The 24,821-nt window shown below is 37.5% G+C and carries 22 protein-coding genes; 16 read left to right on the top strand and 6 right to left on the bottom strand.

Going from position 1 to position 24,821, the window contains the following annotated elements:
• The first annotated feature begins 76 nt into the window (after positions 1–76).
• Positions 77–313, top strand: coding sequence for an IS3 family transposase (locus QZ574_RS17810; protein ID WP_363314498.1), 237 nt, complete (start codon positions 77–79; stop codon positions 311–313).
• Between the two features lie 38 nt (positions 314–351).
• On the opposite strand, the gene QZ574_RS17805 is transcribed toward QZ574_RS17810, so the two are convergent.
• On the bottom strand, positions 352–873 hold the full coding sequence (locus QZ574_RS17805; protein WP_297092046.1) for a DUF4251 domain-containing protein: 522 nt from the start codon (positions 871–873) through the stop codon (positions 352–354).
• Between the two features lie 343 nt (positions 874–1,216).
• Here QZ574_RS17805 and QZ574_RS17800 point away from each other — a divergent pair, with 343 nt between their 5' ends.
• Both QZ574_RS17800 and QZ574_RS17795 read left to right on the top strand, forming a co-directional pair.
• A complete protein-coding gene (locus QZ574_RS17800; protein ID WP_297092044.1) occupies positions 1,217–1,894 on the top strand; it encodes a phenylalanine--tRNA ligase beta subunit-related protein in 678 nt (225 codons plus the stop codon).
• A 35-nt stretch (positions 1,895–1,929) separates the two neighbouring features.
• The gene (locus QZ574_RS17795) at positions 1,930–2,481 is read left to right on the top strand and encodes a 1-acyl-sn-glycerol-3-phosphate acyltransferase (protein WP_297092042.1); all 552 of its coding nucleotides are present in this window, start codon (positions 1,930–1,932) and stop codon (positions 2,479–2,481) included.
• Positions 2,482–2,540: 59 nt separating this feature from the next.
• On the opposite strand, the gene QZ574_RS17790 is transcribed toward QZ574_RS17795, so the two are convergent.
• Both QZ574_RS17790 and QZ574_RS17785 read right to left on the bottom strand, forming a co-directional pair.
• Positions 2,541–5,204, bottom strand: coding sequence for a DUF5686 and carboxypeptidase regulatory-like domain-containing protein (locus QZ574_RS17790; RefSeq protein ID WP_297092040.1), 2,664 nt, complete (start codon positions 5,202–5,204; stop codon positions 2,541–2,543).
• Between the two features lie 83 nt (positions 5,205–5,287).
• Positions 5,288–5,842 (bottom strand): HD domain-containing protein, encoded by a 555-nt coding sequence (locus tag QZ574_RS17785; protein ID WP_297092038.1) that lies wholly within the window; start codon positions 5,840–5,842, stop codon positions 5,288–5,290.
• An 83-nt stretch (positions 5,843–5,925) separates the two neighbouring features.
• Here QZ574_RS17785 and QZ574_RS17780 point away from each other — a divergent pair, with 83 nt between their 5' ends.
• The 3 genes from QZ574_RS17780 to QZ574_RS17770 all read left to right on the top strand — a co-directional run bounded on the left by QZ574_RS17780 (position 5,926) and on the right by QZ574_RS17770 (position 8,953).
• A complete protein-coding gene (locus QZ574_RS17780) occupies positions 5,926–6,384 on the top strand; it encodes a CYTH domain-containing protein (RefSeq protein ID WP_297092037.1) in 459 nt (152 codons plus the stop codon).
• Between the two features lie 125 nt (positions 6,385–6,509).
• On the top strand, positions 6,510–8,501 hold the full coding sequence (locus QZ574_RS17775; protein WP_297092036.1) for a DUF3078 domain-containing protein: 1,992 nt from the start codon (positions 6,510–6,512) through the stop codon (positions 8,499–8,501).
• Between the two features lie 77 nt (positions 8,502–8,578).
• A complete protein-coding gene (locus tag QZ574_RS17770; RefSeq protein WP_297092034.1) occupies positions 8,579–8,953 on the top strand; it encodes an SRPBCC domain-containing protein in 375 nt (124 codons plus the stop codon).
• A 67-nt stretch (positions 8,954–9,020) separates the two neighbouring features.
• On the opposite strand, the gene QZ574_RS17765 is transcribed toward QZ574_RS17770, so the two are convergent.
• The gene (locus QZ574_RS17765; RefSeq protein ID WP_297092032.1) at positions 9,021–9,683 is read right to left on the bottom strand and encodes a Crp/Fnr family transcriptional regulator; all 663 of its coding nucleotides are present in this window, start codon (positions 9,681–9,683) and stop codon (positions 9,021–9,023) included.
• A 260-nt stretch (positions 9,684–9,943) separates the two neighbouring features.
• On the opposite strand from QZ574_RS17765, the gene QZ574_RS17760 reads away from it, so the two are divergent.
• From QZ574_RS17760 to trxA, 4 genes are read left to right on the top strand one after another with little or no spacing between them, the layout of a single operon-like run.
• Positions 9,944–10,288: a hypothetical protein gene (locus tag QZ574_RS17760; protein ID WP_297092030.1), complete on the top strand. Its 345-nt coding sequence runs from the start codon at positions 9,944–9,946 to the stop codon at positions 10,286–10,288.
• Between the two features lie 11 nt (positions 10,289–10,299).
• The gene (locus QZ574_RS17755; RefSeq protein WP_297092028.1) at positions 10,300–10,650 is read left to right on the top strand and encodes a thioredoxin; all 351 of its coding nucleotides are present in this window, start codon (positions 10,300–10,302) and stop codon (positions 10,648–10,650) included.
• Positions 10,651–10,685: 35 nt separating this feature from the next.
• Complete coding sequence (locus QZ574_RS17750; protein WP_297092026.1) at positions 10,686–11,105, top strand: OsmC family protein; 420 nt, start codon at positions 10,686–10,688, stop codon at positions 11,103–11,105.
• 5 nt (positions 11,106–11,110) lie between these two features.
• Positions 11,111–11,533, top strand: a complete 423-nt coding sequence (trxA, locus tag QZ574_RS17745) for a thioredoxin (protein WP_297092024.1) — start codon at positions 11,111–11,113, stop codon at positions 11,531–11,533.
• Positions 11,534–11,786: 253 nt separating this feature from the next.
• Here trxA and mnmE read toward each other — a convergent pair whose 3' ends face one another.
• Positions 11,787–13,184 carry a tRNA uridine-5-carboxymethylaminomethyl(34) synthesis GTPase MnmE gene (gene mnmE / locus QZ574_RS17740; protein ID WP_297092022.1) on the bottom strand — a complete coding sequence of 466 codons (1,398 nt, stop codon included), beginning with the start codon at positions 13,182–13,184 and terminating at the stop codon, positions 11,787–11,789.
• A gap of 60 nt (positions 13,185–13,244) precedes the next feature.
• On the opposite strand from mnmE, the gene QZ574_RS17735 reads away from it, so the two are divergent.
• The 4 genes from QZ574_RS17735 to QZ574_RS17720 all read left to right on the top strand — a co-directional run bounded on the left by QZ574_RS17735 (position 13,245) and on the right by QZ574_RS17720 (position 17,813).
• The gene (locus tag QZ574_RS17735; RefSeq protein ID WP_297092020.1) at positions 13,245–13,982 is read left to right on the top strand and encodes an NAD-dependent protein deacylase; all 738 of its coding nucleotides are present in this window, start codon (positions 13,245–13,247) and stop codon (positions 13,980–13,982) included.
• Between the two features lie 199 nt (positions 13,983–14,181).
• Positions 14,182–14,928 (top strand): 3-oxoacyl-[acyl-carrier-protein] reductase, encoded by a 747-nt coding sequence (gene fabG / locus QZ574_RS17730; protein WP_297092018.1) that lies wholly within the window; start codon positions 14,182–14,184, stop codon positions 14,926–14,928.
• A gap of 61 nt (positions 14,929–14,989) precedes the next feature.
• Complete coding sequence (locus QZ574_RS17725) at positions 14,990–15,856, top strand: PfkB family carbohydrate kinase (RefSeq protein ID WP_297092017.1); 867 nt, start codon at positions 14,990–14,992, stop codon at positions 15,854–15,856.
• 52 nt (positions 15,857–15,908) lie between these two features.
• The gene (locus QZ574_RS17720; RefSeq protein ID WP_297092016.1) at positions 15,909–17,813 is read left to right on the top strand and encodes a SpoIIE family protein phosphatase; all 1,905 of its coding nucleotides are present in this window, start codon (positions 15,909–15,911) and stop codon (positions 17,811–17,813) included.
• A 39-nt stretch (positions 17,814–17,852) separates the two neighbouring features.
• Here the strand turns inward: QZ574_RS17720 and QZ574_RS17715 are convergent, their stop codons facing one another.
• Positions 17,853–20,375, bottom strand: a complete 2,523-nt coding sequence (locus tag QZ574_RS17715; RefSeq protein ID WP_297092014.1) for an ATP-dependent Clp protease ATP-binding subunit — start codon at positions 20,373–20,375, stop codon at positions 17,853–17,855.
• Positions 20,376–20,639: 264 nt separating this feature from the next.
• Here QZ574_RS17715 and gyrA point away from each other — a divergent pair, with 264 nt between their 5' ends.
• Positions 20,640–23,153 carry a DNA gyrase subunit A gene (gyrA, locus tag QZ574_RS17710; RefSeq protein ID WP_297092012.1) on the top strand — a complete coding sequence of 838 codons (2,514 nt, stop codon included), beginning with the start codon at positions 20,640–20,642 and terminating at the stop codon, positions 23,151–23,153.
• Positions 23,154–23,271: 118 nt separating this feature from the next.
• On the top strand, positions 23,272–24,447 hold the full coding sequence (locus QZ574_RS17705) for a tetratricopeptide repeat protein (RefSeq protein ID WP_297092010.1): 1,176 nt from the start codon (positions 23,272–23,274) through the stop codon (positions 24,445–24,447).
• Positions 24,448–24,821 lie beyond the last annotated feature (374 nt).

Below are 24,821 nucleotides of genomic sequence, written 5' to 3'. Positions count from 1 at the left end.
ATATTTATCAATTAAACATATTAATATTTTGCCGAATCCTCAAATTTAGAGATGTCCAGTTTTTCGGGGGGACGTCATTTTAAAACAGGAATTTATGCTTGAAGATTACCGGGTAAAATTGCAGGTGATGAAAGACTTAGTGAAAAACAGCATTGAAATTTACAATACAAAACGACCTCATTGGTCTTGTCAAATGCTTACTCCAGATCAAATGCATAGACAAAATACTGTTAAAATTAAAAGCTATAAAAGAACAAACCGTTTCAAAACTAGTTTTGAAACGGTTTGTGAATCTATTAAATTAGCCCAATAATCTGTAACGCTTATTTAGGACTAGTAAACTTCAAATTCTTATTCTTTCTTTTTTTCAGTTATTGGCACAAAATCACCATGGTACGAAATGTGTTGCCGGTTGGTACTGTTAACACTTAGCGAAGCCGATCCGGTTGAACCTATTTGAAAGGTATAAGTCACGCGGTCGTTTTTATTCTTGGCTGAGAACTTAACAACAAATCCACCTTTTTTCCCGTCTTCAACACTGTAGTCCTCAATCGGTGCCTTAAAAATCATCGGCGATTCTGTTGACCCGTAATCGGCAGAATAGGCGCGGCCAAAATAGGGGAGATAGGAATCCACTTCATTGTCTTTTAAAACCACATTATACGATGTAGTGAGGCTTCTGCTTTTGCCACTTGAAGGAAGCATTTGCGAGGCGTTAAATTGCCAGGCCTTATCCTCTATAAGCTTTTTAGTTTGCTCCGTTAGCTTCGCTTCGCGTTCTGCTTTTCGTTCTTTACGACTTAGTTTTTTATCCTGCGCAGAAACGGCAATTACCGAAAAAATTAAAAACCCAATAAAAATTGCTTTTTTCATTTTATTAAATTATTTGTTTTGAAAGAAATAATACAAAACCCGCATAAATACAAAACAGCTATTATGCTCATTTCTTTAATTAGTGTTATTGCTTAACAATTTACAAAAATAATTTGGCAGGCAACACCTCGCAGATAAGAATTTTTGTTTGCAGAACATGGGATTTGATTGTGAAAATATTTTGTTTTACTGCCCCAAAATTTCGTGCAATTTGGTTTTGCACCAGCAGGAATTTAATAAACAGTTGTTATCAAAAACAAAAGTTCCTTTCTTTGCATTCCTTTCTGTTAGTTGAAGAGCAAGCAGTAAGAAAAGATTTGAAAAACAAAACTGTTGTGATTTTATGCATAAGATTAGTATTGGTAAAGAGCTGGCCGAGAAAATTCCACAATTAACGTTGTCGTGTATTGAATGCGATATCGACTACCAAGCTAAAAACAACTCACTTTGGCTACACATTGAAAAAAAAATTAAAGATCTGAATCGAAGCCTAAAGGTGGAGGAGATTAGTAAACTTCCGGCGATAGCTGCCTCGCGAAGGGCCTATAAATTATGCGGAAAAGATCCCGCTCGCTACCGTTTGTCGGCAGAGGCACTTTTACGAAGGGTGTTAAAGCGCGGCGAGATTTACCAGGTAAACAACGTGGTTGATCAGCTAAACCTCGTTTCCATATCTACCGGTTTTTCAATTGGTGGTTATGATACCAATGCTATTGATGGTGCCATTACCTTTGGTATTGGGGAACCGAATGAACCCTACGAAGGTATTGGAAAAGGCAAGCTTAATATTGAATTTATGCCGGTTTTTAGAGATGAAAAAGGTGCCTTTGGTACGCCAACAAGCGACTCGGTAAGAACCTGTGTTACCCCGGATACCAAACGATTTTTAATGATAATAATTGCCTACGAAACCACAAACGTGCTCGGAAAAGCGACAGAAATGGCAATAGAGTTATTGACCAACTATGCTGGTGCAACAAATTTTGAGCTGCACGAAATAAGCACAACAAAGCAGAAATAGAAAGTATAACAGAACAATAAATAAAACCAATTCAAGTGAAAGGAATAAGTATATTTTTATTAAAATTAATGGGGTGGAAAACAGTTGGTGAAAAAGCTCCTGACAACAAATGTATAATTATTGGGGCGCCACATACCAGTGCATGGGATTTTGTTATTTCGTGGTTATTCTACACCTCGAAGGGTGCAGTGGCCAACGTTTTAATTAAAAAAGAATTTTTCTTTTGGCCCTTGGGTTATTTTATAAAAAAAATGGGCGGTTTACCCATCGACCGTTCAAAAGGTGCCAATGTTATACGACAAACCATAAATCTAATTAATACGAACGAGTATGTACACCTGGCATTAACTCCTGAAGGAACAAGGAGTTTAAATAAAAGGTGGAAAGCCGGATTTCATATAATAGCTAAAGAAACAGGAATACCCGTGTACCTGGGATATTTTGATTGGGGCCGAAAAGAAATTTCGATTGGTGAGAAATTTGAACTCTCGGATGATGCCCGGCAAGATATTAGAAGAATGAAGGATTTTTACCGGGAGAAAGGAATTAAAGGTAAATTTCCTGAACTATTTTCAACTGAATATTAGTACCATTTATACAAGGCAATGCTGAATATCCGGAAGATGCTTGCTTTCAGCTTTGCTTTTTATTCAAAAGCCGAGATACTCAGTTTTACTTGTAATGATTCGAATCGATCAGACTTAAAACCGGCGAAAATACCAATGTTTGTGGCAAAAAACAAGCTGTTTAAACTGTAACCTGCTTCCCAGTAATTAGTAAAATCAGAGCTTGATACATAGTTCAGATGGAGGCTTTCACTCCAGGTTCGTTTGTTAAAAACCGACAAGTACCGAAGTAGAAGGTACTCTGTTCTAAATTCGCTCATTACATTAAGGTAGCTATTGTTGCTGCTGAGTACATAATCGTTAAGCAATTGAAACCGATGGGTAAAAGGTTTTAGCATCACAGGTATTTCTGCAGAACTAAAATGTTTGTATTGCGAAAAATGCAGCTGTTTGGCATGGAAATAATGGCCGGCATTTAGCTGCCAGTCGAGTCCGGAGCTGGGCGATAAATTAGCCTGGTGGCGAACTGAAAAATCGATTCGGCTGAAATCTGCATCAGATTCAAGAATATCGCGAATACCTTGTTGGTAGGAAAGTTTGAATTCATAAAAATCATCGATAAACAGAAAGGGTGATTCCTCAAGCCACGGTTTTCGTTGTGATTTACGATAAGCTAAACCAAAACCATAGTTAAAGCTTTTTTGCTCTGCCAGGGCCGGGCTGTTGGCAGGCATGTTGCCAGGCAGGTTGGGCGAAAACGATTTATTATCAGACAAAGGGAATGTTGTATTGTTTTCAAGCGGATTAAAGTGATGATAGTCAACAGAGCCAAATAATCTAAAATTCTTTTTGAAGCGTTGCGATAGCGCCAGCCTAACAAAAGCATCTTCATAAAATTTCATATAGTTCTCGGCAAAAAACCACGAACTTAAAGCATTAACAGCGGGTGAAATCCCCGGCAAACTGCCTTTAAAATCTTTACTTTCTTTACCCGCAAATATGCTGAGTTGGTTGCCCGGTGCCACAAAATTAACCAATTGCGCAGTAAAGCTGCCAAACAAAGCTTTTCGGTTAAAAGCGTAGCCAAGTTTTGGTGTAAGGTAAATACGTTTTGTAGAATCCACCAAAAAACGAATTCGAAATTCCTGACGATATTTATAGCCATCCACTGCATTAAAATCGAAATTTACAGGAGACAATAATCCATCGTAACTCACCCGAATAGTCGAGTCTGTGGCCAGGTCGTATGCCCCGGCCAGAATTTTGCCTATGTTTTTCTTCGCGGTCTGGCTGTTGCTGCTGGTATCATTCTTTTCCGGTTGCTCCAAAAGTTTTAACGAGTCAGCCATTCGGTAACTTTCAATTTCAGCCTGTGTAAGTGGGATGCTTCTGATAGTGTCCCAGGCAATATTGTTTATTAATGAATCTTTATCCTCAGCAATTTGGTAGCTTCCGTGTTCTGTAGCAACAATGGTAGAGTCCTTGTATTGTTCCTTTAATATTTTTCGATTTAACCGGGCTGCTTTTTTTACATCGGCATTGCTTAATTCTTCTTTGTTTGTTATGCTTTCTAGTTCATTCGCCAGTTCTTTTTCTTTCGCGCCAACCTGTCGGGTATTAAGTTGCTCCTGTTCTTTAGAAAGAACTTCCGTTTTCGTAATGCTGTTCTCAATGTTATTATTTACAATTGAATCGTATTTTACCGATGCTCCGTAATAAAAATTTCCTTTTAAACCCAGCATCCCAAAATCGCCGCTGATGTTATGCGAAACAGGCATCCAGTTTTCATTTCCAAGATTTTCGAACTGTTGTTTTATACGGTAATTAAAAAACTCAAAACTCGAGCTAAAGTCGAGGTTGTAAATACACCACAGCTTGTCAACAATGTAAATAAAACCTTCTACAAGTTCATCGCTTTTACGCTTGGGAGTTACTCCAATTTTAAAAACATCAAAATTGCCAACTGTAATAAAGCCCTCGTACTGAAAGTTATAATGTTTGAGTGCAAGTGCCGATAATGGAGAAACTACCTGGTTGGGACGTTCATCGTAAAAACTGGCTGTCATTAATCCCATTACCGGAGGTTCGTCAAAACCGGTTAACGAGCTTTTTTTACTAATAACCTGTTGTTTGTACTGGTTGGGGTATTCAAAGGTGATTTTATTGTGCGACTCAATTACATAGGTCACATTTTCTTTAAAATAGTCTTTAAACTTTTTACCATCTTCAAGTTCTTGTTTTTTTATGAGGTTAGGAATATTGTTAAAAGCGAAATTGCTTTTTATGTATAAATCAGCACTGTAATGTTTTATTATTCCCCTGTAATACGGAGCTATGGCAATGGCCTTCCGCATTATAAAATAAGCAGGATCTTCTTCTCCCGGAAAAACTTTAATCTCTTGTAGCTCAAAACGCTGAACTTTTAAAGCTATGGGCAAAAACAAGCTGTCGGTGTTTAAAACAACCCGTTTTTCCTGCTTCTCATAGCCCATTGAACGAATCGTAAGGTTATAAGTGCCCAGCTGAAGGTTAAAAGAGAAATCACCATTAATATTTGATGTGGTTCCCTGGCGAGTTTCAGCAATATAAATGGTAGCATAAGGAACTGCCTGGTTATTTTCATCGCGAATTTTTCCGGTAAGCAACTGAGCATTAAGCTGTAAACTGTTCACCACAAATAGTAAAATAAACGCAATAGAACACAAGGTTTGGCAGTGCAGGGTTATTCTATTGTTTGTACGCATGGCTTATTCTGTTTTCTATTGCAAGAAAAGGAAAAAATCAATCCTTCGGAAAGATTTATTGTTAAAAAGCAATGGCTAATGCATTACAATCCCAATTGCTCGCTTACCGATTGCATTGCAGTAAGAGCCAGTTCAGCAAACTCATTCAGAGGAATTCCAAGTTTATCACATTCCATAATATTTTCTCTTTTTACCGATGCAGCAAATGCTTTCTGTTTCATTCTTTTTGTTACCGATTTCGTTTTAACACTTGCCAGTTTTTTATCCGGATAAACCAAAGTAGTTGCAGTAATTAAGCCGGTAATGGTCTCTCCGGCTGCCAAAGCATGTTGTAGTTTGGTGTGTCGTTCTTTATCCGTTGCCTGTTCGTTATGCATAACAATGGCATCTAGCATTTCATCGCTGATTTTTCCTCGTAGCAGGTTTTCCGCATAAGGTCCGTGTGTTTTTGGGTTGGCGTTGGTTATTTCTACATCAATATCATGTAACAGACCTGTAATTCCCCATTCTTCAATATTTTCATTTAAATGTTGAGCCAGGGCACGTAAAACAGCTTCCGATGCCAAACTGTGCTTTATCATGTTTTCTGCCTTAACATGTTGTTGAAGTAAGTTAAATGCTTCGTCGCGCGTAATCATATTCGTTTGGTTTTTAATCGTTGCATTAAAAATAGTGATAAATTTGCGAGATATTTTTAATCGAAACAACTAAACTATTTCTGATGATAGAGATTGAACGAAAATTTCTAATAGACACCAGTATATGGAAACCTACGTACGGAGGTGTGAAAATTATTCAAGGTTATTTGTCGACGGATAAAGAAAGGGTAGTGCGGGTTCGGATTAAAGGAGAAAGTGCCTGGTTAACTATAAAAGGCAAGTCTGAAGGCATTTCCCGAATTGAAATGGAATATGAAATCCCTATTCAGGATGCTGAGGTTTTGCTCGGTTTGTGTAAGGATTATCCCGTAAGTAAAATTAGGTACGTTGAAAAGATTAAAGGGAAAACATGGGAAATAGATGTTTTTGAAGGAAGTAACCAGGGATTGGTTTTGGCAGAAGTGGAATTGTTAGCTGAAAATGAGGAGTTTGAATTGCCACCATGGGTAACAAAAGAGGTAAGTGCCGATTATCGTTATTTTAATGCATGGTTGTCAGCTCATCCATATTCCGAGTGGTAAGAAACCAAAATTTTGTGCATCAAGATATTAAAAGCCAACTGTTAATTGTTAGGCAATTTAAAGTACAAGCAGATATAACAATGGTATTATTTTTGCGTTCTATTCGAAAGCTAAAAAACAAGTTTATGTTCTCAGGAAAAGGGAAATTCATTTTATTCATACTATTTTTTATTGGATCTTCAAATCTAAGCTGGGCACAGGACAATCCCGGAAAAGATGAACTGTTGCTACACAATATTAAAATGCTGCGGAGTTATTTTCTTGAAGATAAAAACTGGCATATTGTGAAATCCGAAGTAGGCACTGATGTGGAAGCGCTCTTACATTTCGTAGAAGATCAGCCCATTAACGCAATTATAAAAAACCTGAATGATACCCAGCGTGTTGATGGTTATTATGTAACACGTTTGCCAGAGAATGTTGACGATAGCCTGAGTGTGCCTGGATATATATCGAACGATGCCTTAAACCAGGAAATTAAGATTATTAAATCGGTTTATGAAGCCAGTGTTAAACCCGAAGAAATTAGTGTTCCGGCCGATGTTATTATTGCAGCTGAACAAGAAATAGTGCAAATACCTGAAGGAAAAGGGATGAAACTTTTCGCTGATTCAGTGTATACTTTCCCCGATTCGCTTGATATACCGGAAGTAATACCTGATTCGGTGTTAAATTCGACGGATTTATTTAATAAGCTGGTAAAAACCGATAGTTTGCGCCGAGTTTATGTGGAGCAAAAACGATTGTTTTATAACGATTCGGTAAAAGCCGATCATATTAACAAGGTTGTAAGCAATTACAGAATTCAGAAATATAAAGAAGACCTGCAGTACCGTATAAAAACATACACCGACGAAGTACGCCTGAATAATTACCACGTATTAAAAGAATATAATGATAGTGTTGTGGCCCAGGTAAACGATTCGATAAAAGCAGTATTAAATGTACTAATGGATTATGCCGACTTTATCGATACAACCCAACTGACACTAACAAATTTGAAAGGTGAAAAAGAGCAGTTGCTTTTGCAAAACGGTACTGAACGGTATTCGAGAATTTGGCTTAAAAATCAGCAGAACGATTCGTTGGCGGTAATGATAAAAAATACCGACAAACGAACCGTACAGATGCTGATTGATGATGGTGTAACTTTTTCGCGATTTAAAGAAAAACAAACCAAAGATTTTGATTTTGAGAGCTTAAAACCGAACTATAACAAATTTACAACGGTTGGGAAAAGCTACGAACTTGAAACCCCCTGGAATATTGGCGGCGATGGGAATATTGGTTTAACACAAACATATACTGACAATTGGAAAAAGGGAGGAAAAAGTTCTCTTTCGACCCTGATGGTTTTAAAAGGCTTTGCCAACTATTCGCGAAAAGACGGTAAAGTGAAATGGGAAAATTCAGCAGAGTTTAGAAACGGTTGGATTAAACCGGGTGGCGAAGATTCGGAATTGCAAAAGAATGATGATAAATTTGAAATTACATCGCGTTACGGAGTAAGTGCCTTTAAAAAATGGTATTACAGTGCCGAGCTTAACTTTAATACTCAGCTGTTTAGGGGCTACGATTATCCAAAATCTGATAACCCCGATCCACTTTCAGCCTTTATGGCGCCATCAAAAACCTACGTAAAACTGGGGTTAGATTATAAACCGCATAAAAGGTTGTCGGTATTTTTATCGCCGCTAACCCTAAAAAATATTTATGTGCGCGATACTTCCCTGATTGATCCTGTAGATTATGGTATTAACGAAGGACGAAAAGCATTTTGGGAACCGGGGTTAAATGCAGAAATTAGTTATAAAACCACTATTGCCGAAAACATTTCGTATGAAACAAAATACAAGATGTTTATAAACTATAAAGATCCTTTGCAAAAATTCGACCTGAACTGGGAAAACAATTTCAAAATGCAGCTTAATTCATATATCGATTTACGTCTGATGTTTCATTTTATATACGACGACGATGTTACTTTCCCGGTATATGATAACGATGGCAACCCAACAGGTGAAAAAGAGCCTAAACTACAGGTAAAAGAGTTTTTTACCATTGGATTTTCATACAAAATAAACAAGAAGGTAATGCGCACCCACCGCATTCGGTAAAAAATTGGAGCGAAGTTGAGGCCGTTTTTCTTACTTGTAAAAAGAAAAACCTATTTTTGATAAAAAACATTTTACAGATGAAACAACTTAAACGCTATTACACAATAAAAGCCGACCCGAAGGACGTATACAATGCCCTCACAAACCAAAAAATGCTTGAAATATGGACCGGCGAAACAGCTCTTATGTCGCTCGAACCAAATAGCGATTTTTCGCTTTGGGGAGGAAGTATTTCGGGCAAGAATATTGAATTTGAACCCAATAAAAAAATTGTTCAGCACTGGTATTTTGGTGAAGAAGAGGATTCGGTTGTAACCATAAAATTGCACGAACATAAGAAAGGAACAAGTGTTGAGTTGCATCAGACGAATATTCCGGAAGAAGCATTTGACAACATTTCGGAAGGTTGGGATGAAGATTATTTTGGTGCATTAAACGAATTGTTTATTTAAAATCGGAGTAATGGGGAGGGGCTGGTTGGCTTGTTTAGCAATTATATTCTATTTATACGAACACAAATTAGCCGCTTTTGCTGATGTTTTCAAGCTGTGAAAAATCACGAATGATTACTTTTTTACCATCAAGAGTAAGCAGCTTTTCCTTTTCAAACTCTTTTAAAAATTTAATAGCGCTTTCGGTTGAAATCGCGGCAAAATCGGCAATGTCTTGCCGGGTAAGAAAATCGAAAATGTTTTGTTGCAAAAAATCTGGCTGGCACAAATAAATTAGTGCAGATGCCAATTTTCCGCGCATTTGCTTATACGAAAGATTTCTAATTATCTCCAGTAAATGTTTTTCGGTTCGGTAATTCTGCGAAGTTATATTCAGTGCAAATTCAGGATTGTTTAAAAGAATTCTTTGAAAGCTTTCTTTCTCAATCATGCATATTTTTGAATTTGTAATTGCCTGGGCAGAATAGGTATGCACCGGTTCGCCAAACACTGATGAGAATGCCAAAAATTCGCCTTTTGATACAACGCTGATGTTGATGTTCTTATCAATTCCGGTTTGCAGAAAAACCTTTGCCAAACCCTCAACAACATAAAGCACATAGGGCGCAAAAGCTCCCTGTTTAAATATGGTTTCTCCTTTTAAATATTCAACGCGGGTTTTGTAGGCATCAGTGTTGATTATATTTTTAAATTCTTCGCTCAAATTATCTTTTACTAAAATGTATTTCAAATTTACATAAGAATTATAAAAATTCAATCTTTATGCCCGTTTTCATCATTAAATACTATTAAATCATTGCTAAAAAACTGTCAAAATTCAGACCGAATCTTGGCATAGTTAAACCGTAAAAATTTGTTGTTTTTCGTATTCCCGAATAACTTTGAAGTATTGATTTTAAAGTGATTTAGATTGAGATTAATTGAAGAGAAAGGGGAATAAATTTCAGGGTAACAATATTTTTTGTTACTCTGTTTTTTTCAATAAAAAAGATGAGAAACATTGCAATACCAATCGCGAACAACGAAATAACGCCGCAGCTGTGTCGGTGTTCGCACATGCTTGTTTGCAATATTGAAAATTCTCCGCAAGACTTTAAAATTGTTGAAGCGCCGGATTTTAATAATAAGGAAAAAATGCTGGTTTGGGTAAAACAAACAAAAATAACCGACCTGATTATTCACCGGACAACCAGGGATTTGGTTCATTTTTTTGCATCAATAAAATTGAACCTTTTTATTGGAGTGCCTCTTCAAAAACCAACTGAAATAATTGAGGCTTACCGCTGCGGGAAGCTGGAATCTGATAAAAATATTATTAAACAAATAACAGAATAAATAGTACAAAAATGAAATTATTAAGAACAGGTTTACCTGAAATTGAATCGGCAAGTGAGCTGGAAAAAGTATTGGCAGAGAATGAAAACGTAATGGTATGCTGTGGACGTATGGGACCCATGTGTTTTCCGGTTTATAATATTATGGAACGTTTGGAGCGCGAACGAAGTAATGTAAAATTTATGGTTATGGCTTTTGATAACCCTGAAGCTGCTCCAATTAGAAATGCCCCTGAATGCGCAGGTTTTATGGGTTTACCTTTCACCATGTATTATAAAAAAGGACAAGTGGCGAAAGCTACAACAAGTATTCAAACCATGGAACAGGTTACCGAAATACTTGATGAGCAATTTGGAAAGTAAAACAGCACAATTTGTACAAAAACAATAATAAAGTAATGGCAACAAACGAAATAAAAGTTAGCTGGAAAGAGAACATGGCTTTTGAGGCCGAAGTAAACGGGCACAAACTTATGCTTGATGCGACCGAAGAAGTTGGAGGAGAGAACCGGGGACCCCGACCTAAGCCGTTAATGCTCACCGCCTTGGCCGGATGCACTGGCATGGATGTAATATCCATTTTACGAAAAATGCGTGTTGAAGTGGACGATTTTAATGTTATTGTAAGTGGCGATTTAACAGACGAACATCCAAAGCAATACTTTAAAATGAATGTTATTTATGAATTTAAAGGTAGTGACCTTCCATTGGAGAAACTGAAAAAAGCCGTTAGTTTGTCGGAAGAAAGGTATTGTGGGGTAAGTGCTATGTATAAAAAAGTAATTGAGCTTACTTCTGAAATTAAAATTTTGGATTAAAAACTATGTCTACAACGTTAATTGTAATTGTTGCTGTTGTTGCTGTATTGATTGGATTAATTACGGTAAATTATTTCCGTATGAAAAATGCCAAACCGGTGGCCAACAGCAAAAGAATTAAAGTACTAAACAACAAAAATTTTAAAGCCGCTACAAAAAGGGGAGTGGTGCTGGTTGATTTTTGGGCCCCCTGGTGTGGCCCATGTAAAATAGTTGCTCCAACTTTAAATGATATCGCTGATAGCCAAACCAATTTTATGGTAGCAAAGATTAATGTTGATCACAATCAGCAACTGGCACAAAAATTTAAGGTACGCAATATTCCAACCATGTTGATTTTGAAAGATGGAAAAGAAGCCGGCAGAATTGTTGGGGTTAAAACAAAACGTGCAATCCTAAAGCAGGTTGAGACGGTGATGGCTGGTTAGTTCTTGTGGGAGATTTAAGTATTTTTCTTAGGTTTTTGCCGAAGTTGCTTAGCACGTTTCAGTATTTCAGACTAAATCTTCCAACTTTTTAAACGCCTTGTTTAGGCCACAGAATTTACCCGGCTATCTATAATTCTTCTACTTTTGAAATAGAGTTAGAACACAAAATCAAAATCATATAGAGTCGCTTTCAATGACTGTATTTACAAGCCTGATTTTTTCAGGCTTTTTTTATGCCGCTTTTCAATATTATTTACTTTCCGATACAGAAATTCTTAAAAATGTGCCCCAAAACTTCTTCTGTGCCAACTTCTCCGGTAATTTCTGATAAGTAGTGCAAACACTCCCGAATGTCTTGCGCCAAAAAGTCACCGGTAATTTGCATATCGAGCCCGTTTAGTACGCGCAAGATTGCTTCATGGGCATTTTTTAGTATTTCGTAGTGGCGGGCATTGGTAACAATAACATCTTGCTGGTCGGCTGCCTCAATGTTTATTGAATGAATCATAAAGTCAATTAATTCATCCATATTTTCTTTTTGCCTGGCAGCAATAAACACCATTTTTTCGTTGTCGGTTAATTCTAAAACCTCCAGTTGTTGAATGGTTTCAGGCAATCCGTTATCTATTTTGTTGGCAACAATAATTAGTGTTTGACTTGGCTCAATACGTTTTCTAATTTTCTGAATCCGGCTTTCAACAAGCAAATAAGGATTGTGGGTGTCAACCACCAACAAAACAACGGAAGCTTGTTCAAGCTTGCTGTAGCTTCGTTCAATGCCAAGTGTTTCAATATGATCAGTGGTTTCGCGAATACCTGCAGTGTCGAAAAAACGAAATGCAGTTCCGTGAATATTTACCACGTCTTCAATTACATCTCGGGTAGTACCATGAATATCGGAAACAATCGCTTTGTCTTCGTTTAAAAGCGCATTTAGCAGCGTAGATTTACCCACATTGGTTTCACCAACAATGGCCACCGGAATACCATTTTTTATGGCATTTCCCAACTGAAACGAATCTTTTAGTTTTTTTAATAAGCTTTCAATTCTTTCTGTAAGGTTACGCAATTCGGTTCGGTCGGCAAATTCCACATCTTCTTCACTAAAATCCAATTCCAGTTCCACCATCGCAGTAAAATGCAAAAGTTGGTCGCGCAAAGCACCAATTTCTTTCGAAAAACCACCACGCATCTGGTTAATGGCCAGTTTGTGTGCAGCGGCACTCGACGAAGCAATTAAATCGGCAACAGCTTCTGCTTGCGATAAATCCATTTTACCGTTTAAAAAAGCGCGTTGCGTAAACTCTCCAGGCAATGCTAATCTGGCACCGTTTTCAACAAGCACTTCCAGTATTTTTTGTTGAATATAAGTTGAGCCGTGACAAGAAATTTCAACAATATCTTCGCCGGTAAACGAGTGAGGTGCTTTAAATAAGGCAACAACAACCTCGTCAATAATTTCGTTTTTATAAATAATTTTGCCAAAGTGTATCGAATTGGCAGACTGGTTGCTAAGTTTTTTTCCTTCTACCGGACTTTGAAAGACCTTGTCGGCAATAGAAATCGCCTCATTTCCCGACAGTCGAATTACTGCAATGGCTCCAACGCCGGGAGAGGTTGATATAGCGCAAATTGTTGATTGATCATGCATCTGAAATAATTTGTGTGGACAAAGATAATTCATTAATTTAATTCCATCTAAAAACATAAAATGGAACTTTTGATAAAAGAAGCAGCCCGTATTATTAAAGAATCGAAATCAACAATCGCTTTTACTGGAGCCGGAATTTCTGTTGAAAGTGGAATTCCACCCTTCAGAGGCGAGCATGGTTTATGGAATAAATATAACCCTGAGGTGCTGGATTTGGGTTATTTTCTGACTAATGCAGAAGAATGCTGGATTTATATTCGAGAGATATTTTATGATTTTTTTGCAGAAGCAAAACCAAATGAAGCGCATCTTACGCTTGCAAAAATGGAATCATCAGGTATTATGAATGCGGTTGTTACTCAAAACATCGATAACCTTCACTATCAGGCCGGAAGTAAAACCGTTTATGAATTTCATGGTAATTCGAAAAAGCTAAAATGTTTGAAGTGTGGCAAAGTTTACCACGCTGCCGAAATTGATTTTACACAAATTCCTCCTACCTGTGTGAACGATGGGGAAGTGTTAAAACCTGATTTTATTTTCTTTGGCGAAGGCATTCCTTCCGAAGCTTATTCCAGCTCCTTCGCTGCTGCCGAAAAAGCAGAAGTATGCCTAATTATTGGCTCAACCGGAGAAGTAACACCGGCATCATACGTCCCGCGTACCGCCAAACAGGCCGGGGCAACAATAATTGAAATCAATCCCGAAGAAACTATTTTTACATCAGCTATCACCGATATACATTTAAAAGGGAAAGCATCCGAAATTTTAACACTGCTTGGCAAGCAACTCTTTTGAACTTTTCAACCAAATGTTTGAAGTTTATTATTTCGGAGCCCATACTTTTACTTAATAACTATTTATACCGCGTTGGTTTTTCTTATAATTTCAAGAAAATTTATATTTGCGCAACAAAAATAAACTTGGTAGCTACAGTTTTAGTCAATTTAAAATCTTTTTACCTGCTAAAACCTACCTAAATTAAAATCATAAAAGAATGAAATTACTTGAAGGAAAAACAGCCATTGTAACAGGAGCTTCTCGTGGCATTGGTAAAGCCATAGCCGTAAAATATGCCCAGGAAGGGTGCGACGTAGCTTTTACCGACCTTTTTGAAGACGACAACATGAAAGCCACGGAAGAAGAATTGAAGTCGTATGGTGTAAAAGCCAAAGGATATGCTTCTGATGCAAGTAATTTTGAAGATACCGACCGCGTTGTTAGCGAAATTGTAAAAGAATTTGGACGTATTGATGTGCTGGTAAATAATGCCGGCATAACAAAAGATACGCTACTTATGCGAATGACTGAAGACCAGTGGGATGCAGTTATTAATGTAAACCTAAAATCGGTATTTAACTTTACAAAAGCTGCGCAACGTACCATGTTAAAACAACGTTCGGGCTCAATTATCAACCTAAGTTCTGTTGTTGGTGTAAGTGGCAATGCCGGTCAGGCAAATTACTCTGCTTCAAAAGCCGGTATTAACGGTTTTACCAAATCGGTTGCTCGCGAGCTAGGGTCAAGAGGAATTCGCTCGAATGCCATTGCCCCGGGATTCATTATTACCGAAATGACCGGCAAAATTCCGGAAGATGCACGTAAAGCCTGGGAAGCTTCAATCCCTTTAAAAAGGGGCGGGACACCGGAAGAAGTTGCGGGAGTTGCCACGTTCCTGGCATCTGATTTATCGTCGTATGTAAGCGGACAGGTGATAACTGTTTGTGGTGCAATGAACACTTAAAAATATTAATATTCAGAAAAAAGCTGTCTGCAAAGGCAGCTTTTTTTGTTTATTTGTGTTAATGAAACACAAAGCCTTATTTGTTGGTTTAACCACCATCGATATTCAATATTTTATTAAAGAACTGCCGGAGTCGAATACAAAACTAAAAACAACAGCTCCTGAAATACTGGTGGGAGGACCGGCAACCAATGCAGCCGTTGCTTTTGCTTATCTTAACAAATCCGCAATATTGGCCAGTCCAACCGGCTACAATGCCTTTGAAAAACTGGTGCACAACGATTTTAAATCTGTTGGTATTACCCATTTTGATTTGGCCAATAAACAATTGTTTAGTCCGGTTTATGCCACAGTATTAACTTCTGAAAATGGCGACCGGACAATTATTACACATAATCCTAATGATACGGAAAGTGTAGTTTCTGCCAACGAACTAATTGAAAAAGTAAATCCGGAGATTTTACTTATTGATGGCTTTTACCCCGAATTTAGCAGTATGTGCGCCCGTATTTGTGCGCAAAAAGGCATACCTGTTGTAGCCGACTGCGGAAGCTGGAAACCTCAATTCTTTGATTTGCTTGATTCTGTTGAAATTGCCATTTGCTCGGCCGATTTCATGCCTCCGGAATGTAATACTAAAAGCGACCTGTTTAATTTTATGAAAAATAAAGGCGTACAAAAAATAGCAATTTCAAATGGGGGAGAACAACTTGTTTTTCAGAATGGTACGGAAGGAGCGATAAATATTAATCCAATACAGGTGAAAGATACCCTTGGTGCAGGAGACTTCCTACACGGGGCTTTTTGTTACTACTACCTTTTATACAATGATTTTACCATTGCATTAAAAAAAGCATCGGGTTTGGCAACATTTACCTGTAGCTTTTATGGAACTCGTGAATGGTTAAAATTTAAACATGATGCATAATTAATTGAAAATTATCCGTAAATTGAAAATATTGGCTTAAATAAAAGTAAGTATGTTAAACAAGTCTATTGCGTACCAGTTAAGCATTTATATCTCGCTCGCAGTAATAGGTGTATTCATTGCATTTATCGGAATATTCTTTCTTTTTAATCAAACCCTAATTAAAGAAAGTGTTCAGAACAAAGCCATAACGCAAAGCTCAGAAGTAACAGCCAGTGTAAGGCGGCATGTAGTTACCACGGTTGAAATTTCTCAAAATATTTCAAACCAGGTTATTTTTTACGGACAAATGGGATATGCTGATAATTTTATTCATAGCATAGTCAGAAAATATCCATTTATTAATGCCATTAATGTATCTGTTGATTCAACAGTTGCCAATATTAACGAGCGTTTTCTTCATATATTAAACGAGAAAGATTCAGTATTTACATTTAAAGGAAAAAAGAATACTACCTTATGCCCAAAGGAAGAGTTATACTTCGGGCAATTACGACAACAAGAAACTGAAGGATGGTCGGAGCCCTACCTGTGCGAAAGGAATAATATTGTTGTTGCAGCTTATTGTGCACCAATTTTTGTTGAAAATAATGGAACTAAAAAGCGTGTTGGCGAAGTCATTTGCGAACTTTCTCTCGATGAGTTAAACAAGCAGGTAAATGAAATTAAAATAGGAAAAGGAGGTTTCGCATTTTTATTGTCGAAAAGTGGAATCTATATTACACATCCCGTAAAAGAGTGGGTATTAAATAAAAGTATTTTTGATTTATCAGAGAAAGTTTACAAAGGGAACTTAACAAGTACCCAAAGCGTTTTAAACGATCAGAAACCCGGAACATTAATTGCTTATCCTGAATTATTTAATTACGAAAAGGCCTTGGTTTATTACATCCCGATTGAACAAAACGGCTGGGTTTTAGTTTCGGTTTTGCCTTACAAAGAACTATTTGAACCACTCTATCTTCCGGTTCTGCAAATGCTGTTTTTTTCGGTTTTAGGTATCCTGATAATTTATTTAACCGTAACCTACATAATTAACCGTCAGATTCGGCCGCTTAGTGCGGTTACAAAACAACTGAAACGATTTAGTAATTTAACCGGACCTTATACTGATGTTCCTGAGAACGAGGTTTTACAAGTTTCGGAGAGTTTGAACTACATGCGAGCCTGGTACGAGAAATATGAGCAAACACAATCGGTTGAGAAGAAAAAACAAGAACGACGTCGTGAGGATTTACAACAAGCCTCTGAGATTCAACAAAGTTTTATAAAAACCAACTATCCAGCTTTCCCAGGAAGAAAAGACATTGATTTATTTTCAACATATATTCCGGCCCGGGGGGTAAGCGGAGACTTATTTGATTATTTTTTTTTAGACAAAGACCATTTGGTATTAACCATGGGTGATGTTTCGGGAAAAGGAGTGCCGGCGGCTTTTTTTATGAGTATAGCACAAACAACCATAAAAACCAATGCTCTGCTGCCTCAAGCAAATGTTATTGTTGAAAACTCAAACAAGGAATTGTGCACCAGCAACCAGCACCAGTTCTTTTTAACCCTGTTTTTAGGAGTACTAAATATAAAAACAGGGATTATGGAATACTGTAATGCCGCACATACCCCTGGTTATATTTTAAAACAAAACGGAGATTTGATAACCCTGGATCAATCTCATGGGTTGCCGTTGGGTTTATACCCCGACAAATCGTATGGAGTCGCCGAAATTCTAATGGATAAAAATGATACCTTGATTTTATATTCTGATGGAGTAACGGAACTGTTAAATGAAGAACAGAAACAGTATGGAAAAGAAAAGCTGGAGGAAAACCTTCAATCCTTAGCGGGGAAGTCACCTAAAGAAATGGTTGAACGGCTGGAGAAAAGCCTGCACGTATATATGGGTAGTGCAAAACAAACTGATGATATTACCATGCTCATTTTTAATTACAAGGCATAAAAAAAGAAGGTGAAAACCTTCTTTTTTATTATCAATTATTTAGTTGAGTGCCTTTTTCTTCGACAAAATTCTCATTTGCAATTTGTCGTTTTTCTTATCAAAACCTACTGATATTGTATCTCCTTCAGTAATCGATGCTTTAATTATAATCTCGGCCATTTCGTCTTCCAGGTATTTCTGAATAGCTCTTTTAAGAGGTCGTGCACCAAATTGAGGATCGTATCCTTTTTCAGCAATAAAATCTTTTGCTGCCGGCGATATTTTTAATTTATAATTTAGTGCTTCAACGCGCTTGTATAAATCTTCAATCTCAATATCAATAATACTGTGGATGTGTTTCTTTTCCAGTTGGTTAAACATTACCACATCATCAATTCTGTTTAAGAATTCTGGTGCAAAAGCCTTTTTTAGTGCTTTTTGAATAATATATTTGGCATGTTCGTTTTCTTCTTCGGGTGTTTTAGCCGTAGAAAAACCAACTCCTCTGCCAAAGTCTTTTAACTGACGCGAACCAATGTTAGAAGTCATAATAACAATGGTATTTCTAAAATCAACATTTCTGCCTAAACTGTCAGTTAGCCGTCCTTCGTCCATTAACTGCAGTAAAATGTTGAATACATCGGGGTGTGCTTTTTCAATTTCATCCAATAATACAACCGAGTAAGGTTTTCTTCTTACTTTTTCTGTTAATTGCCCGCCTTCTTCGTAGCCAACATATCCCGGAGGCGCTCCAACCAAACGCGACACTGCAAATTTCTCCATGTATTCGCTCATATCTATTCGAATCAACGAATCGAGGTTGTCGAACAAATATTTTGTTAACACTTTGGCAAGTTGGGTTTTTCCAACACCCGTTGGTCCAAGAAAGATAAAAGTTCCAATTGGTCGGTTCGGATCTTTTAGTCCGGCCCGGTTACGCTGTATGGCTTTAACAATCTTTGCTATCGCTTCTTCCTGGCCAACAACTTTTCCTTTAAGGTCGGTACCCATGTTCATTAAACGCTTGCCTTCTGCCTGGGCAATTCGTTGAACGGGAATGCCAGACATCATTGCTACAACTTCGGCAACTTTGTGTTCGTCAACAGTTTCACGATGGTTTAGCAGATCTTTTTCCCATTGTTCCTTTGCATCTTCCAGCAAGGTGAGCAGATTTTTTTCCTTATCCCGGTAGTTTGCAGCCAATTCAAAATTTTGGCTTTTTACTGCCGTAATTTTCTCTTCCTTTGTTTTTTCTATCTTCTCCTCCAGCTTTACAATATTGTCCGGAACATTAATATTTGAAATATGAACACGGGAACCAGCTTCATCAAGAGCATCGATAGCTTTGTCTGGTAAATACCTGTCGGTAATATACCGGGCAGTTAGTTTAACACAGCTTTCAATTGCTTCCGGTGTAAAAGTTACGTTATGATGTTCTTCATATCGTTCCTTAATATTGTGCAAAATTTCAATGGTTTCGTCAATAGAAGTTGGGTCAACCATAACTTTCTGAAAACGACGTTCCAAAGCGCCGTCTTTCTCTATCTGCTGACGGTACTCATCCAGGGTAGTTGCACCAATGCATTGAATATCGCCTCTGGCCAAGGCAGGTTTTAACATGTTGGCAGCATCAAGCGAACCTGTAGCTCCACCAGCTCCAACAATAGTATGAATTTCGTCGATAAAGAGAATGACATTATTAACTTTTGAAAGCTCGTTTAATATGGCTTTCATTCGTTCTTCAAATTGTCCGCGGTATTTTGTGCCTGCCACGATTGAAGCAATGTCGAGGCTTACTACACGTTTATCAAAAAGAATACGCGATACTTTCTTGCTAACAATGCGCAATGCAAGTCCTTCAGCTATTGCTGATTTTCCAACACCGGGTTCGCCGATTAAGATTGGATTATTCTTTTTTCTTCTACTTAGAATCTGAGCCAGGCGTTCAATTTCTTTTTCTCTTCCTACAATCGGATCAAGACTATTCTCTTCTGCCAGTTTGGTAATATCAATTCCAAAATTATCGAGCACAGGTGTATCTGATTTTGCACCGGCTCCTTTTTTTGCTCCCTGACTGCCCGATGGTCCTTTACCAAAACCTTCTGCCGGTTCATCATCTTCGCTCTCCGGAAAATCAGATTTTGCCTCTGGTTGTTTGTAGTCTTGCAGTTGCGATTTAACCATGTAGTAATTGATGCCCATTTCAACCAGTAACTGGGTAACAAGGCTATCATTATCTTTTAAAATGGCCAACAGTAAATGTCCGCTATTTGCCGTTGCACTTTTAAACGAACGGGCTTCAAGATAAATCAGTTTCAAGGTTTTCTCCGTTGATTTAAGCATAATTAAATCTGCTTTCTGATTAATATCTTTATCCGTGCGAACTTTGTTTTCGATCAGTTTTTTAACTTCTACCAGGTCAATCCCGAGGTTCTCCAGAATGTCTGTAGCGGTACCTTCTCCTTCTCTTAAAATTCCTAAAAAGAGGTGTTCCTGGCCAATGTAATCATTTCCTAAACGAATGGCCTCTTCCCGGCTGTACCCAATAATGTCTTTTATTCTTGGTGAAAATTGTGAATCCATATATACATTTCCTTTTTACTCGTTTCAACAAATACTATTCCTAAAAGGTTGAAACACTAAATTAAATAAAAATAGCAGCGAGGATATACAGAAATGACAGAAGTTATCAAATGTAACGAAAACATCATGAATTTTTGACAGTTGAATTGTTAATATCTTCTTATCAAAAGATTGTAAAACGCTAACAAATATGCGCTTTACAAGAATGATTTTACTATTTTTGTGGGTCTTTTTTAGTGATAATTTATTTTGAAAGGAGATATAATGACAGAAGGTGAAAAGATTATCAGAATAAACATTGAGGAGCAGATGAAATCTGCCTATATTGATTATTCAATGTCGGTAATTGTTTCGCGTGCACTACCTGATGTACGCGATGGATTTAAACCGGTACACCGCCGGGTTTTGTTTGGTATGCACGAATTAGGAATTTTGTCTAATCGTCCATATAAAAAATCAGCCAGGATAGTTGGAGAGGTACTGGGTAAGTATCACCCCCATGGCGATTCATCAGTTTATTTTACAATGGTGCGTATGGCACAGGATTGGTCGTTGCGTTATCCAATGGTCGACGGACAGGGAAACTTTGGGTCTGTTGATGGTGACAGTCCGGCAGCAATGCGTTACACCGAGGCCAGAATGTCGAAAATTTCGGAAGAAACACTCGCAGATCTAGATAAGAATACTGTTGATTTTCAGCCCAACTTCGATGAGTCTTTAAGTGAACCCACCGTATTACCAACAAAAATTCCGCAGTTGCTCATTAATGGTGCATCAGGAATTGCAGTAGGAATGGCTACAAATATGCCGCCTCATAATTTAAGTGACACAATTGACGCTACCATCGCTTATATCGACAACAACGATATTGAAATGGAAGAGTTGATTGAAATCATTAAAGCTCCTGATTTTCCAACAGGAGGTATAATTTATGGTTATCAGGGAGTTAAAGATGCCTACGAGACAGGTAAAGGACGTGTTGTTATAAGAGGTAAAGCGCATATCGAAAATGAAGGCGGTCGTGAGAAGATTGTTGTAACCGAAATTCCATACATGGTTAACCGTGCAGAAATGATTCAAAAAACTGCCGATCTGGTTAACGAAAAAAAGATTGAGGGAATTTCAAACGTAAACGATGAGTCAGACCGCGAAGGAATGCGTGTAGTGTACGATTTAAAACGCGATGCCATGAGCAATGTAGTTTTAAATAAGTTGTACAAATATACCCAACTTCAAACCTCTTTTAGTGTAAACAACATCGCATTAGTACATGGTCGTCCGAAAATATTGAACCTGAAAGACCTGATCAAGCACTTTGTTGAGCACAGACACGAGGTGGTAACACGTCGAACTCAGTACGAGTTGGAGCAAGCTGAGAAGCGTGCACACATACTTGAAGGTTTAATTATTGCAAGTGATAACATTGATGAAGTTATTGCAATTATTCGCGCATCTTCTACTCCTGAAGAAGCACGTAATAAACTGATTGAGCGCTTCGAACTTAGCGATATTCAGGCACGTGCCATTGTGGAAATGCGCTTGCGCCAGCTAACCGGACTGGAACAAGACAAGCTTCGTAAAGAATACGATGAAATAATGGCTCAGATTGAACACCTGAAAGCAATTCTTGAAAGCTTTGAAATGCGAATGAATATTGTTAAACAGGAATTGCAGGAAATTAAGGATAAATATGGTGATGAGCGCAGAACAGAGGTAGTTCCTAATGCCGAAGAATTCAATCCTGAGGATTTTTATGCCGATGAAGAAATGGTTATCACGATTTCTCATCTCGGTTATATAAAACGTACCCCATTAGCAGAGTTCCGTACACAGGGAAGGGGAGGAGTAGGATCAAAAGGTAGTACCACCCGCGATGAAGACTTCCTCGAACACATCATTATTGCATCAATGCATAATACATTGTTATTATTTACTGAAAAAGGTAAATGTTTCTGGTTAAAAGTGTACGAAATACCGGAAGGAACACGCGCATCAAAAGGCAGGGCAATTCAGAATATACTTAATATTGAATCTGATGATAAGGTGTTGGCTTTTATTAAAGTTCGAACATTGGCAGATCTGGAATTTATCAATAATAACTATATCATACTTGCCACCAAAAAAGGAATCATCAAAAAAACAACTCTTGAAGCTTATTCCCGTCCGCGACAAAATGGTGTTAATGCCATTACAATTAAAGAAGGTGACCAGTTACTTGAAGCTCGACTTACAAATGGTAGCAGCGAAGTCATGCTCGCTGTGCGGTCAGGAAAGGCTATTCGTTTCAACGAAAGTATTGTTCGTGCAATTGGAAGAACAGCTTCCGGAGTACGAGGAATTACTCTTGGCCACGAGAATGATGAAGTAATTGGTATGGTTTGTGTAATGGATGAGAATGAAGATATCCTGGTAGTTGCTGAAAAAGGATATGGAAAACGCTCTAAAATTGATGATTACCGTGTTACCAATCGGGGAGGAAAAGGTGTAAAAACAATGAATGTAACTGAAAAAACAGGAGAATTGGTTGCCATCAAGAGTGTTTCGGACGATAATGATCTAATGATCATTACTCAAAAAGGAATTACCATACGCCTGGCAGTTAATACCATTTCTGTTCTCGGAAGAGCAACTCAAGGAGTGCGTGTAATTAATTTGAGAGAAGAAGACAGAATTGCTTCAGTAGCCCGAATAGCAGTGGAAGAGGAAACTGCCGAGGATCTTACTGAAGGTGATGCTGAAGATATTGATACTGAAGAAAATAACTTAGAACAAGAATAAATTAAATATTATTATTCACGTTATTTTGATAAAATTTGAAAACATATATTTTTGTGGCCGTAAATACGCTTTATAGTTAAGTTATAAACGATATATTAAAATTTTAAATAAGTATAAAATGAAAAAAACTATTATTCTATTAGTCCTGGTAATTAGCGCTTCTGTGGTATTTGCACAGAAAGGAAAAGTTACCAGTGCTCAGAATTTGAAAGACACCGGAAAGTTGGATAAGGCTTTAGAAGCCATTGAAGAAGCCGTAGATGCTTCAAATGAGAAAGCTGAAAAATCAATTCCTTGGCCAAAAACATGGGAAGTAAGAGGAGAGATCTATCAGGCAGTTTTTGCGAGTCAGGATGCTAAAATTAAAGCATTAAGCAACGATCCGCTATCTGTGGCTTTAGAATCATACAAAAAAGCATTGGAACTTGACGAAAAAGACAAATTCAGCAAAAGTGTAAAAATAAAATTAACACTGTTAACCAACGATTTAACCAATCAGGCTGTTGAAGCTTTTAATGACAATGATTATGAACTGGCATTAAAATCATTTGAGCAGATATTGGATATTCAGGAAATTCCTGTTGTAAAAGAAGATAATCCGAATGCTGTTGACACTGTGATTTTGTTTAACTCAGGACTAGCGGCTTTTAATGCAAAAAATTTCGAAAAAGCTGTACAGTATTATGGTGAAGCTGCAAAACACGGATATAACGGAGCCAGAACGTATGCCTTGATTTCTGAATCATACATACAAATGCAGGATACAGTAAATGCTTTAAAGGCGGTTCAGGAAGGTTTTGAGAAATACCCTGAAGACAATGGTGTTTTGACAAACATGATTGATCTTTACATGAAAATGGGACAAAATGAAGAAGCATTGAAATATTTGGAAATGGCGATTCAACAGGATCCGAACAATGTTACTTATTATTTTGCTAAAGGCGCCTTGTACGAAAAATTTGGTGAAGAAGAGAACGCTGTAGAAGCGTACAAAAAAGCAACTGAGGTTGATCCAACTTTCTTTAATTCATACTATAACTTAGGTGCACTTTATTACAACAAAGGTGTAAAACAGATTGAAGTTGCAAATGCAGTGCCAGCTAACGAAAATGAAAAATACGAAGCTGAATTAAAGAAAGCAGACGTATGGTTTGAAAAGTCGTTGCCATTTATGGAAAAATGTCGTGAACTAAATCCTGATGACGAGATGACTCTTGAATCATTGAAGAATTTGTATTACCGAATGAAAAACATGGATAAGTACAATGAAATTCTTGAAAAGTTAGGACAATAATTAATACTAAAGGAGGGCTCGCTCTCCTTTTTTTACACGAACTCAAATAAACATAATATCAATTATAGGACAAATTGCATATGTTTGATATTTTGGAATTCTAGGGTTAATACGGCTAGCTTTGCTAGTTTGCATAAAATCAGTTGTCGCGGCTGTAAGTCCGATAACCGCAAAGATTTTATGTAAAAGTTTATACAGTGTTCCTTTGAATGGTTTTTCCTATAATTCAATATTATGTCTGCGCTCATTCTTCGCTTACTGCTGCTCAGGTGAATAGCACAACACCTGCCGATGCTTTAGAATGTGCTTCCTGAAATACCTTACAGAAAGTAAAAAAATATGCGATTCTCAGGAAGTTTAATTTATATAATAAA

The organism is uncultured Draconibacterium sp., from assembly GCF_913063105.1.
GTDB lineage: Bacteria > Bacteroidota > Bacteroidia > Bacteroidales > Prolixibacteraceae > Draconibacterium.
Note: the sequence above shows the minus strand (reverse complement) of the source record. Positions and strands in the feature narration are given on the sequence as shown.

Coding starts and splice junctions, on each gene's coding strand:
- QZ574_RS17805 (WP_297092046.1), bottom strand. CDS start 873: ATGAAAAAAGCAATTTTTATTGGGTTTTTAATTTTTTCGGTAATTGCC.
- QZ574_RS17800 (WP_297092044.1), top strand. CDS start 1,217: ATGCATAAGATTAGTATTGGTAAAGAGCTGGCCGAGAAAATTCCACAA.
- QZ574_RS17790 (WP_297092040.1), bottom strand. CDS start 5,204: ATGCGTACAAACAATAGAATAACCCTGCACTGCCAAACCTTGTGTTCT.
- QZ574_RS17785 (WP_297092038.1), bottom strand. CDS start 5,842: ATGATTACGCGCGACGAAGCATTTAACTTACTTCAACAACATGTTAAG.
- QZ574_RS17780 (WP_297092037.1), top strand. CDS start 5,926: ATGATAGAGATTGAACGAAAATTTCTAATAGACACCAGTATATGGAAA.
- QZ574_RS17775 (WP_297092036.1), top strand. CDS start 6,510: ATGTTCTCAGGAAAAGGGAAATTCATTTTATTCATACTATTTTTTATT.
- QZ574_RS17770 (WP_297092034.1), top strand. CDS start 8,579: ATGAAACAACTTAAACGCTATTACACAATAAAAGCCGACCCGAAGGAC.
- QZ574_RS17760 (WP_297092030.1), top strand. CDS start 9,944: ATGAGAAACATTGCAATACCAATCGCGAACAACGAAATAACGCCGCAG.
- QZ574_RS17755 (WP_297092028.1), top strand. CDS start 10,300: ATGAAATTATTAAGAACAGGTTTACCTGAAATTGAATCGGCAAGTGAG.
- QZ574_RS17750 (WP_297092026.1), top strand. CDS start 10,686: ATGGCAACAAACGAAATAAAAGTTAGCTGGAAAGAGAACATGGCTTTT.
- trxA (WP_297092024.1), top strand. CDS start 11,111: ATGTCTACAACGTTAATTGTAATTGTTGCTGTTGTTGCTGTATTGATT.
- mnmE (WP_297092022.1), bottom strand. CDS start 13,184: ATGCATGATCAATCAACAATTTGCGCTATATCAACCTCTCCCGGCGTT.
- QZ574_RS17735 (WP_297092020.1), top strand. CDS start 13,245: ATGGAACTTTTGATAAAAGAAGCAGCCCGTATTATTAAAGAATCGAAA.
- fabG (WP_297092018.1), top strand. CDS start 14,182: ATGAAATTACTTGAAGGAAAAACAGCCATTGTAACAGGAGCTTCTCGT.
- QZ574_RS17725 (WP_297092017.1), top strand. CDS start 14,990: ATGAAACACAAAGCCTTATTTGTTGGTTTAACCACCATCGATATTCAA.
- QZ574_RS17720 (WP_297092016.1), top strand. CDS start 15,909: ATGTTAAACAAGTCTATTGCGTACCAGTTAAGCATTTATATCTCGCTC.
- QZ574_RS17715 (WP_297092014.1), bottom strand. CDS start 20,375: ATGGATTCACAATTTTCACCAAGAATAAAAGACATTATTGGGTACAGC.
- gyrA (WP_297092012.1), top strand. CDS start 20,640: ATGACAGAAGGTGAAAAGATTATCAGAATAAACATTGAGGAGCAGATG.
- QZ574_RS17705 (WP_297092010.1), top strand. CDS start 23,272: ATGAAAAAAACTATTATTCTATTAGTCCTGGTAATTAGCGCTTCTGTG.